Source organism: Streptomyces sp. SA15 (assembly GCF_002291145.1).
Classification (GTDB): Bacteria; Actinomycetota; Actinomycetes; order Streptomycetales; family Streptomycetaceae; genus Streptomyces.
On record NZ_NTGE01000167.1, the window covers coordinates 23,897 to 34,924 of the forward strand.

Genomic DNA, 11,028 nt, shown 5'->3' on the forward strand with positions numbered 1-11,028 from the left:
GGGTGCTGCCTAAGGTCGGGGCATGACCGCTCGCAGTGCCCTCCCTGCTCCCTCCGCCATGACGCTCGACCTCGGGGGCCGCACCGCCCTCGTCACCGGCGCCGCCGGCGGCATCGGCCGAGCCTGTGCGCTGCGGCTCGCGGCCGCCGGGGCCAAGGTGAGAGCGGTCGACCGGGACGCCGCAGGTCTGGAGGCGCTGGCCGAGCAGGCCGGGGAGCTGGCCGGCAGCCTCGAGCCGCACGTCCTCGACCTCACCGACCTGGACGCCGCCGAACTCGCAGCCGCGGGCACCGACGTCCTGGTCAACAACGCCGGGCTGCAGCTGGTGCGCCCCATCGAGGAGTTCCCGCCCGACGTCTTCCACACCGTGCTCACCGTGATGCTGGAGGCGCCCTTCCGGCTCATCCGCGGTGCCCTGCCCCACATGTACGGGCAGGGGTGGGGCCGCATCGTGAACGTGTCCTCCGTCCACGGGCTGCGGGCCTCGGCCTACAAGTCGGCCTATGTGGCCGCCAAACACGGACTGGAAGGGCTGTCCAAGACGGCCGCCCTCGAAGGCGCGCCCCACGGTGTCACCTCCAACTGTGTGAACCCCGCCTATGTGCGCACCCCCCTGGTCGAGCAGCAGCTCGCCGACCAGGCCCGGGCGCACGGCATCCCCGAGGAGCGCGTGCTGGCCGACGTGCTGCTCCAGGACAGCGCCGTCAAGCGGCTGATCGAACCGGAGGAGGTCGCCGAGGCCGTGGCCTATCTGTGCAGCCCGCAGGCGTCCTTCGTGACCGGCACCTCGCTCGTCCTCGATGGCGGATGGACCGCGCACTGAGCGGGGCGGCACCGGTGAGTCGTGGAGTTTTCCACAGGGCTGACGGCGCGGTCGGGCGATGGGCAATCCTGTGAGCATGTCTCACGATCAAGTGCGGTCCGCCGAGCGTTCCGAGGCTGGAGCTGGACCTGGTGCCGGTGCCGGTGCGTCGGCGGCCGGCGGTGCCGAGACGCCGTTCCTGGAGCTGCTCGCACGGGGTGCGTCCGCCGACGCCTATGAGCAGCCGGTGCTGCTGGCCCGCGCCGAGGGGCGGTCGGCCGAGTGGATCGCCGCGCTCGAACGGGCCAAACCGCTCGCCCTGCGCGTGCGCTCGGAGCTGGAGGGCCGGCGCCGGCGGGAGGCCGAGCTGTCCGCGCTCTTCGAGACCGCCCACGACCTGGCCGGGCTGCGTGACCTGGACGCGGTCCTGCGGGCGATCGTGCAGCGCGCCCGGTCGCTGCTCGGCACGGACGTGGCCTACCTCAGCCTGAACGACCCGGTCAGGGGCGACACCTATATGCGGGTCACCGAGGGCTCGGTCGCGGCCCGCTTCCAGCAGCTGCGGCTCGGGATGGGGGAGGGGCTGGGCGGCCTCGTCGCCCAGACGGCCCGTCCGTATGTCACCGACGACTACTTCAAGGACGACCGCTTCCAGCACACGGTCGCCATCGACGCGGGCGTTCGGGACGAGGGCCTGGTCGCCATCCTCGGCGTCCCTCTGATGCTGGGGCACCACGTCATCGGCGTCCTGTTCGCCGCCGACCGGCGCGCCCGCGTCTTCGACCGGGAGCAGATCGCGCTGCTGGGCTCCTTCGCCGCCCTTGCCGCGGCCGCCATCGACACCGCGAACCTACTTACCGAGACCCGCTCGGCCCTTGCCGGACTCGAGCGGGCCAACGAGATCATCCGGGACCGCAGCGGGGTCATCGAGCGTGCCTCGGACGTCCACGACCGGCTCGCCGAACTCGTCCTGCGCGGCGGCGGTGTCCATGACGTGGCCGCCGCGGTCTCCGAAGTCCTCGACGGCACGGTCGAGTTCACCGAGGCCCTCGCCGCACCGGCCCGGGCCCTGGAGGCGTCCCGCGCCGACGGACACGCCGTGCGGCACGAGGACGACTGGATCGCCGCCGTGGCCGCCGGCGGGGAACTCCTGGGCGCGCTCGTGCTGCGCGGTCATCCGGGCCTCGACCCCGTCGACCAACGCACTCTGGAGCGCGCCGCCATGGTCACCTCGCTGCTGCTGCTCGCCAGACGTTCGGCCGCCGAGGCGGAACAGCGCGTGCGTGGCGAGCTCCTCGACGACCTGCTCGACGCCCGCGACCGTGATCCGCGTCTGCTGCGTGAGCGCGCCGCCCGGCTGCGCGCCGACCTCGACGCCACCCATGTCGTGCTCGCCGCCCGCCTGGACGGTCCCGCGGCCGACGCCGACCAAGAGGCGGACGCCCGGCGGCGCCTGTGGTCCGCCGCGTCACACCTCGCCGCCACCCGGCACGGACTGGCCGCCGCCCGCGACGGCGGCACCGTCCTCCTGCTGCCTCTGGAGCCCGGCGACAGTGCGACAGAGCTGGCCCGGCGCACCGCCCACCACCTCGGCACCGCCGTGCACGAAGCGGTCACCGTCGGCGCCTCCGCCCCCGTCGAGGACCTCGCCGTCCACCCGGACGCCATAGCCGCCGCCTACGCGGAGGGCAGGCGCTGCCTCGACGCCCTGCGACTGCTCGGCCGCACCGGCGACGGGGCCGCCGCCGAGGACTTCGGCTTCCTCGGCCTGCTGCTCGCCGGGGACCGGGACATCGCCGGGTTCGTCGACCGCACGATCGGCCCGGTCGTCGCGTACGACGACCGGCGCGGCACCGACCTGGTGCGCACCCTCGACGCCTACTTCGGCTGCGGAATGAGCCCCGCCCGCACCAAGGACGAACTGCACGTCCACGTGAACACGGTCGCCCAGCGCCTGGAGCGGGTCGGCCGTCTCCTCGGCGACGACTGGCAGAGCCCCGCCCGCGCCTTGGAGATCCAACTCGCCCTGCGGCTTCACCGGTTGTCGGTACTGGGGCAGGACTGACCCCGTACGCACGGGCGTACGGGGGCCGGTCCGAGGAGGATCAGACGGTGTGCGCGTCCGCCGCACGGGCCGTCGCGGGAGCCGCGTCGGCGGAGGAGGGCTCGATCTCGGTCAGGTCCCGGTGACGGGTCTCCTTGGCCGCAGCCACGGCGATGACGGTCACCACGGCGGCGGCGACGACGTACAGGGCGATCGGGGTGGAGCTGTCGTAGTCGGCCAGCAGCGCGGTGGCGATGAGCGGCGCCGGCGCGCCCGCCGCGACCGAGGCGAACTGGGCGCCGATGGAGGCGCCGGAGTAGCGCATCCGGGTCGCGAACATCTCGGAGAAGAAGGCGGCCTGGGGCGCGTACATCGCTCCGTGCAGGACCAGACCCACGGTCACGGCGAGGATCAGAGGGCCGAAACCGCCGGTGTCGATGAGCGAGAAGAACGGGAACATCCACAGACCGACGCCCACCGCGCCCAGCAGATACACCGGACGGCGGCCGATCCGGTCCGACAGCGCGCCCCAGGCCGGTATGACCGCGAAGTGCACGGCCGAGGCGATCAGCACCGCGTTGAGCGCGGTCTGCTTGGAGACGCCGGCCGAGGTGGTGGCGTAGACGAGGATGAACGCTGTGATGACGTAGTAGCTGATGTTCTCCGCCATACGGGCACCCATGGCCACCAGCACGTCGCGCCAGTGGTGTTTCAGCACGGAGACGAGCGGCAGCCTCTCGGCGTCGGCGGCCGGGACCGCCTTCCGCGCCTCCGCCTGCGCCAACGCCTGTTTGAAGACCGGCGATTCATCGACAGACAGACGAATCCACAAACCGACGATCACCAGCACACCGGAGAGCAGGAAGGGGATCCGCCAGCCCCAGCTGCCGAACGCGCTGTCCGACAGCACGGCGGTCAGCAGGGACAGTACGCCGGTCGCGAGGAGCTGCCCGGCGGGCGCCCCGGTCTGCGGCCACGAGGCCCAGAACCCCCGCCGCCGCGCGTCCCCATGCTCGGACACCAGCAGCACGGCCCCGCCCCACTCGCCGCCGAGCGCGAAGCCCTGCACCAGGCGCAGCACGGTCAGCAGCACGGGAGCGGCGGTCCCGATGGTCGCGTGCGTGGGCAGCAGTCCGATCGCGAAGGTCGCGCCGCCCATCAGCAGCAGGCTCAGCACGAGCAACTTCTTGCGCCCCAGCCGGTCGCCGTAGTGCCCGAAGACGAGGGCACCCAGCGGACGCGCGGCGAATCCGACGGCGTATGTCAGGAACGACAGCAGCGTGCCGACGAGCGGGTCGGAGTCCGGGAAGAACAGCTTGTTGAAGACGAGAGCGGCGGCGGAGCCGTACAGGAAGAAGTCGTACCACTCGATGGTGGTGCCGATGAGGCTGGCGGTGACGATGCGCTTGAGGCTGGCGGGAGGTGGGGGAGCGGGCGCGGGGGAGGACATCGGCACCACTTCCAAGCGGTTGACGGGGACGTGTTCGTGTCGCCATACCGTAGGAATCTGCAAGTCAGTGGCACATGTGGTGGGGCACCATAGTTCAGGGTGCAGAGGTGCGTGCGGCCACCATGACGGCGTCGCCGGAGCCTCTACGAGAGGACACACAGATGGAGGAATGTGCCCTGGTGGCGGCTGTCGAGGCGCAGGGCGACTCGAGTTCGGTGAACTCGTCCGGGGCCGGTTGGATGAAGCTTCAGGGAACCGTGTACCTGCCGCTGCTCCGGCTGCCGGAGGCGGGCATCTATCCACGGAGCGCATCGGTTGCCGAGCCTGCTGCAAAGGTGATGCGTCAGCGCGTGTCTGCCGTGTCGAGCAGGGTGGCCACCGTTTGCCGGGCGAGCAGGTCCGGCTCGCTGGTGCCGGCTTGCTCGGCCTCTTACGTCCATGGCTCCCACTCCCCGTCGGAGGCGAACCGGCCGCGGTGTCAGAAGGATCAGTCGCAGTTGGATGGGGCTCCTGCCGTAGCGAATGGCGTTCGTCACCAGCTCGCTGACCACGAGCTCGGTGATGAAGGCCATGTCATCCAGACCCCAGGCGGCCAGTTGATCGGCTGCGGCGCGGGCCTTGGAGACGACTGCCGGGTCGCAAGGAAGATCCCATGTGGCGACGTGACCGGCGTCGAGGGCTCTGGTTCGTGCCACGAGGAGGGCGACGTCATCTGCCGGGCGGCTGGGCAGCAGTGCGGACAGCACTTGGTCGCTGGTCTCCTCGAGCGACGCCGGCGCGCGGGCGAGCATGTCACGCAGCAATGCGAGGGCGGTCTCGACGTCACTGGAGCGGCTCTGGACGAGGCCGTCGGTGAACAGCACCAGCCGACTACCTGAAGGCAAATTCGAGCTGCGCGGATTCGAAGGGCAGTCCGCCCGGCCCAGGGGCGGGCCGACCGGCAGCTCCGAGAAGACGACCGCGAGCGGTGCGGAGGCGTCGCGTCAACGGTCAGGGGCGTCACCACGGCGGGTGGAATGTGTCCGGCGCTGGCCAGGGAGCAGGTGCGGGAGACGGGGTCGTAGACCGCGTAGAGGCAGGTGGCGCTGATCTCGTCCGTGCCCCGTTTCTCCTCGCGCTGCAGGCGGATGACCACGTCGTCGAGGTGGGTCAGCAGTTCGTCGGGCGGCAGATCGATGTCCGCCAGAGTGCGGACGGCCGTCCGCAGTCGGCCCATGGTGGCCGCGGCATGCAGGCCGTGGCCGATCACGTCGCCACGGCGAGTGCGACGCGGGCTCCGGAGCGCGGTATCACGTCGAACCAGTCGCCTCCCACGCCCGCTCGTGATCCGCTGGGCAGGTAGCGCGATGCCGTCTCGACTGCGGACTCGTCCGCCACGTGGTGCGGCAGCAGGCTGCGTTGGAGGGTGAGTGCGGTGGAACGCTCCTGGGTGTAGCGACAGGCGTTGTCGATGTTCACCGCCGCTCTGGACGCGATCTCCTGGGCCAGAAGCAACTCGTCCTCCTCGAAGGGCTCCGCCGTGTGACGGCGGGCGAACTGTGCGAGTCCCAGCGGGCTTCCGCGGGCCCACAGCGGGACCAGGAGCATGGAGCGCAGGCCCAAGGCGCGCAGGGCGAGTTCGTGGTCCGCCGACATCGCCAGCCATGGGGGGACGTCGTCAGCGGTGATGCCGATCCGGACAGGTTGTCCGGTGGCCAGTACCCGAGCCGGCTCCGAGTCTTCTGGGTAGGTGTGCGTCTGCCCTGTGACGGCTGCCAGGTCCGTGCAGTCGTCCGAGACGGCCTGGGCGATGCGGCGGAGCGTCGCAGGACCGGCCACCGGGTACGCCCCCTCCTCCTGGAGGGCGGAGGAAAGGAGGTCGACGGCGACGAGGTCGGCGAGGTGGTCGGCACCGACGTCCGCCAGTTCCTGTGCGGTACGGGTGGTGTCCAGGGCGGTCCCGATCCGGGTCCCTGCCTCGTTGATCACGATCAGTCGCCGCTGCAGCCAGCGGTCGCGTTCCCTCTGGTAGGCCGCGACAGCCTGTTCCGCCGTACGATCGGCGTACTCGAAGGCCATCGCGCTCAGGGTGAGAGTCGTCGCGTTGATCAGCTCCTGGGACCTGGCGACACGGGCCGTTTCCTTATAGAGCTGATCAAGCAGACCTGCGTGGACGAGCCGATAGACGCGAAGGAGCTCGCTGATGGGCACCCCGTGCTCAGCGAGTCGGCGGGCGAATTCGATGGCGGCGGGTGGCGTCCTGACCTCGGTCATATCAAGACCGCGCTCGAGGAAGTCCAGAACGGCGGCGATGTGTTCGGACAACGCCACTGGCGCCACGGCGGCGATGTCCTCGTACTTCCAGACCTCGGGAAGCTCGCTGAGCAGGTGTTGCAGCACCACGTCGCCCAATTGATCCGCTCGGGGTACGAGGCCCCGAGCGAGATCGCTGAGGAAGGCATGGGCGTCGGTTCCCATAATCACAAGGTACGCCCGCCCTGGCCGGCGGGCCGTGCCGCGCGGAGTCCGGCGGCCGCGCTCGCCCACCGTCGGCCAGGGCGCTGTCAGCCCTTCACGGGGTGTGATCGGCGCGGCGGAGGACGGGGCGCAGGGCCTCGATGACGCCGGGGTCGTCCACGGTGGAGGGGATGGGTTCGTCGTGGCCGTCGGCGATGCCGCGCATGGTCTTGCGGAGGATCTTGCCCGAGCGGGTTTTGGGCAGGGCGGCGACGACGGTGACGTCCTTGAGTGAGGCGACGGCGCCGATGCGTTCGCGTACGAGCTGGACGAGTTCGGATTCGACCTGGCTCGGTTCGCTGTTGCTGCCTGCTTTGAGGACGACGAAGCCGCGCGGGATCTGTCCCTTGAGTTCGTCGGCGACGCCGATGACGGCGCATTCGGCGACGTCGGGGTGGGCGGCCAGGGCCTCTTCCATGCTGCCGGTGGACAGCCGGTGTCCGGCGACGTTGATGACGTCGTCGGTGCGGCCCATGACGAAGACGTAGCCGTCGTCGTCGATGTGGCCGCTGTCGCCGGTGAGGTAGTAGCCGTCGTAGGCGGAGAGGTAGGAGGCGAGGTAGCGGTCGTCGTCGTTCCAGAGCGTGGGGAGCGCGCCGGGCGGCAGGGGGAGCTTGACGACGATCGCACCGTCGACGCCCGCGGGCGCCTGCTCGCCCGAGGCATTGAGGACGCGGACGTCCCATCCCGGCAGCGGGCGGGTGGGGGAGCCGGGCTTGAGGGGAGCGGCTTCGATGCCGACCGGGTTGGCGACGATGGGCCAGCCGGTCTCGGTCTGCCACCAGTGGTCGATCACCGGGACGCCCAGCAGGGCGCTCGCCCAGTGATAGGTCTCGGGGTCGAGGCGCTCACCGGCGAGGAAGAGATAGCGCAGGTGGGAGAGGTCGTAGCCGGCGGTGAGTGTCCCCTTCGGGTCCTCCTTCCTGATCGCCCGGAAGGCGGTGGGCGCCGTGAACATGGTCTTGACCCGGTACTCGGCGGCGACGCGCCAGAACTGGCCCGCGTCCGGGGTGCCGACCGGCTTGCCCTCATACAGGACCGTCGTCGCGCCGGCCAGCAGGGGCGCGTAGACGATGTACGAGTGTCCCACGACCCAGCCGACGTCGGAGCCGGTGAACATCGTCTCGCCCGGGCCCACGTCGTAGACGGCTCCCATCGACCAGTGCAGGGCGACCGCGTAGCCGCCGCAGTCACGCACGACTCCCTTGGGCTTTCCGGTCGTTCCGGACGTGTAGAGGATGTACAGGGGATCGGTGGCGGCGACGGGAACGCAGTCGGCCGGCGGCGCGGCGGCGACCAGCTCGCCCCAGTCGAGATCGTCGGGCCCCAACTCGGCGCGTTCCTGCGGGCGTTGCAGGATCACACTCTTTTCCGGCTTGTGGACCGCGAGTTCGATGGCCTGGTCGAGCAGGGGCTTGTACGGGATGACCCGCTTGCCCTCGATGCCGCAGGAGGCGGAGACGACCACCTTGGGGGCGGCGTCATCGATGCGGAGGGCGAGCTCGGGCGGGGCGAACCCGCCGAAGACGACCGAGTGGACCGCGCCGATGCGTGCGCAGGCCAGCATCGCGATGGCGGCCTCGGGGACCATAGGCATGTAGATGACCACGCGGTCGCCGTGTCCCACGCCGAGCTGTGCGAGTGCTCCGGCGAAGGCCGCCACCTCGTCCCTCAGCTGCGCGTAGGTGTAGGTGCGGCGGGTGTCGGTCACGGGGGAGTCGTAGACGAGCGCGGGTTGTTCGCCTCGGCCGGCTTCGATGTGCCGGTCGAGCGCGTTGAAGCAGACGTTGAGCCGCCCGTCGGGAAACCAGCGGTAGAAGGGGGCGCCCGAGGAGTCCAGGGCGCGTTGCGGAGCGACATCCCAGTCGATGCCCTCTGCCGCCTTCAGCCAGAAGCTCTCCGGGTCCTCGGTACTGGAGCGGAAGACTTCCTCGTACGTTCCCATCGCGCACTCCTTTGTGGCTTCGAGGGACGGTGGTGGGGCTGTGTGCGGAACGGTGTCGGACACAAGTACCGCATGCCGGCCGGCATGGTCGAGCAGGATGCCGGAGACCGGCGGACCGGTCGCCGGCATGGCGGTGGTGCGACGGCCTGGCCGACAGCCCCCGCCGTCAGGTACAGCTTCTGCTCACGCGCCGAGGTGCTCACGCGCCGAGGTGCTTGCGCAGCCACTGGCCCATCTGCTGGATCGCCTGGTCCACCTCGGGTACGCGCCCGGCGCCCAGGACGAACGAGTGCTGCCCTTCGGGCAGCGGGTGGACCTCGGAGGTGACCTTGAAGTCCGCGAGGCGGCGGCCGAGCTGGGCGCCGTCATCGGCGAGGGTCTCGTACTCGCCGTAGTGGACGGCCGTGGGCGGCAGGCCGGTCAGATCGGCGTTCGCGATGCTGATCGCGGGGTCGGTGAAGTCCACCGCGGGGTCCTGGAGCCAGGCTCCTCGGAAGAGCTCGAGGACGTTCCTGCTGAGCATCTTGTCGTTGTCTTCGTTCTCGTCCACCGACGCGTTCTGGATGGTGAGGTCGGTCCACGGTGAGACGCTGACGATCGCGCCCGGCGTCGCCTCGCCCTTCGCGAGCAGGCGCAGCGGGAGCATCACCGCGAGCGTGCCGCCGATCGAGTGGCCGGTGCTGCCGATGTTGCGCGGCTCGTAGCCCTGCGAGAGCAGCCAGCGGTAGGCGGTCTCGGCGTCGTCGAGCTGCGCGGGGTAGGGATGTTCGGGTGCCAGGCGGAAGTCCACGACGAGCGAGCGGGCGCCGGCGGCCTTGGCGATGTGGCCGGCTGACTTGCGGTCGGAGTGCATGGAGGCGGTGACGGATCCGCCGAAGTGGAAGTGGAGCAGCGCCTTGTCGGGGTCGGCGCCCTCGGGGATGGCCCACAGGGCGGGGACGCCGTTCGCGTCGACTTCGGCGTAGGTGACGCCTTCCGGCTCGGTCGACGCCTTGTGGTTGGAGTCGACGATGTCGCGGATGACGGCCAGGTCGAGGCCGCGTGTCGCCGACTTCGCGCTCACGCTCGCCAGGAACTCCGCGAACTCGTGTGCCTCTGGGCTTGTTCCCATGGTTGTACTCCTTCTCGTACGGGTGCGGTGCGGAAGTTCCCCCGCGGAAGCCGGGTCGATGTGCTGGTCATGACGCTACTGGCTGAGTATATGAAAGTAAACTTAGGTGGGCGGAGTGCCCCATGGACGCGCGGAGGCCCTTTACGGGGCGTTGGGCATGGACTCTTCAGGGCGGCTGTCGGTCCGGTCGCAACTTGTGGACCGGACCGCCGGGGGTGCGAGCGGGACGAGTGCGTGCAACACGCCTATGGGCGGTGTCCGCGTCGGCAATCCGGGGATTCTGTCGACGCGTCCGGGCTTGGCTTCGGTGCAGTCGCGTGGCGGTGGGTGCGAGCGCGACAGCCGGGCGTCAGTGCGCCCTGCCCGAATGCGCGGGTTCGTCCCCTCGGCCGGCCGCACCGGCCGGCCTGCCGGATTATCGAGCAGCTGGTCAAGTCAACGAGTTCGGCGACGATCCGGCTGCCGGACTGTCTTCCGTTCATGACTGCGGAGGCGTACAGGACTCCATGGACGGGAAGGCGTGCCTGTCGCGGTCCGGGGATCCGATGGGCTGGACCGTCATCGCGAACCAGGCATCTGTGACTGTGCGAGTGCTACTCGTCGAGGAACTGAAGGGCGTGCTTCAGGAACCGCTCGGGGTACTGGAACTGCGCTCCATGCCCGGCATCGGGGTAGATCAGCAGTTGAGCGTTCGGGATGTTCTGGGCGAGGTGCCAGGAATTGATCGAGGCGATCATCACGTCGTTCTCGCCGTTGAGGACCAGCGTCGGCTGGGTGATCGCGTTCAGGTAGGCATAGGGATTCTCGCCCGGCAGCGGTTCCGCATAGGCGATGGTCGCTTCGATCTGCGCCTGTGCGACTGCGGGCGAGCTCGGTGTGTCCTGGTCGGCCACTGGTGACGCCGCTCCCAGAAGACCCGGCCCGCTTCGATCGCGGCTTCCGAGCGGCCGAAGAACAGGAAGAGGAAGTCCTCCAGGGTGGGGACCGGGTTCAGCGCGTAGTCAGGCACCTGGGGGTCACTCGTCGGGTCCCCGCCTGGAGGCCGGTGCCGAGGGATCGCCGACGGCGTCGTCTCTCCTCCGGTGACCGTGCCGGACGGAGGGTCTGCGGCCGGACGGTTCTCAGTCGTTGTCGGGCACCATCGAGACCACGACCTTGCCGGCCTTGGTGCGGCCCTGTT

At 70.2% G+C, this 11,028-nt stretch carries 8 protein-coding genes and 1 pseudogene; 2 read left to right on the forward strand and 7 right to left on the reverse strand.

All coding sequences use genetic code 11. The features are described from left to right. Positions 1 to 22 precede the first annotated feature (22 nt). Both CLM62_RS37385 and CLM62_RS37390 read left to right on the forward strand, forming a co-directional pair. On the forward strand, positions 23 to 823 hold the full coding sequence (locus CLM62_RS37385) for a 3-hydroxybutyrate dehydrogenase (RefSeq protein ID WP_095754344.1): 801 nt from the start codon (positions 23 to 25) through the stop codon (positions 821 to 823). A 76-nt stretch (positions 824 to 899) separates the two neighbouring features. Beyond that, on the forward strand, positions 900 to 2,867 hold the full coding sequence (locus tag CLM62_RS37390; RefSeq protein ID WP_095754352.1) for a GAF domain-containing protein: 1,968 nt from the start codon (positions 900 to 902) through the stop codon (positions 2,865 to 2,867). A 40-nt stretch (positions 2,868 to 2,907) separates the two neighbouring features. Here the strand turns inward: CLM62_RS37390 and CLM62_RS37395 are convergent, their stop codons facing one another. From CLM62_RS37395 to CLM62_RS52300, 7 genes and pseudogenes are all read right to left on the reverse strand, one after another. After that, positions 2,908 to 4,296: an MFS transporter gene (locus CLM62_RS37395; protein WP_095754345.1), complete on the reverse strand. Its 1,389-nt coding sequence runs from the start codon at positions 4,294 to 4,296 to the stop codon at positions 2,908 to 2,910. Between the two features lie 143 nt (positions 4,297 to 4,439). Then, entirely contained in the window at positions 4,440 to 5,240 is an 801-nt protein-coding gene (locus tag CLM62_RS52285; protein ID WP_306457963.1) for a SpoIIE family protein phosphatase, read from the reverse strand. A gap of 107 nt (positions 5,241 to 5,347) precedes the next feature. Further along, a pseudogene (locus CLM62_RS52290) lies at positions 5,348 to 5,512 on the reverse strand (SpoIIE family protein phosphatase); the annotation flags it as partial. A gap of 29 nt (positions 5,513 to 5,541) precedes the next feature. Further along, positions 5,542 to 6,753 carry a GAF domain-containing protein gene (locus CLM62_RS52295; RefSeq protein WP_257004318.1) on the reverse strand — a complete coding sequence of 404 codons (1,212 nt, stop codon included), beginning with the start codon at positions 6,751 to 6,753 and terminating at the stop codon, positions 5,542 to 5,544. Positions 6,754 to 6,847: 94 nt separating this feature from the next. Continuing rightward, positions 6,848 to 8,737, reverse strand: coding sequence for a propionyl-CoA synthetase (locus tag CLM62_RS37405; RefSeq protein ID WP_095754346.1), 1,890 nt, complete (start codon positions 8,735 to 8,737; stop codon positions 6,848 to 6,850). Positions 8,738 to 8,936: 199 nt separating this feature from the next. Then, on the reverse strand, positions 8,937 to 9,848 hold the full coding sequence (locus CLM62_RS37410) for an alpha/beta hydrolase (RefSeq protein WP_095754347.1): 912 nt from the start codon (positions 9,846 to 9,848) through the stop codon (positions 8,937 to 8,939). Between the two features lie 593 nt (positions 9,849 to 10,441). Further along, entirely contained in the window at positions 10,442 to 10,741 is a 300-nt protein-coding gene (locus CLM62_RS52300) for an alpha/beta fold hydrolase (RefSeq protein WP_257004319.1), read from the reverse strand. Positions 10,742 to 11,028: the final 287 nt, after the last annotated feature.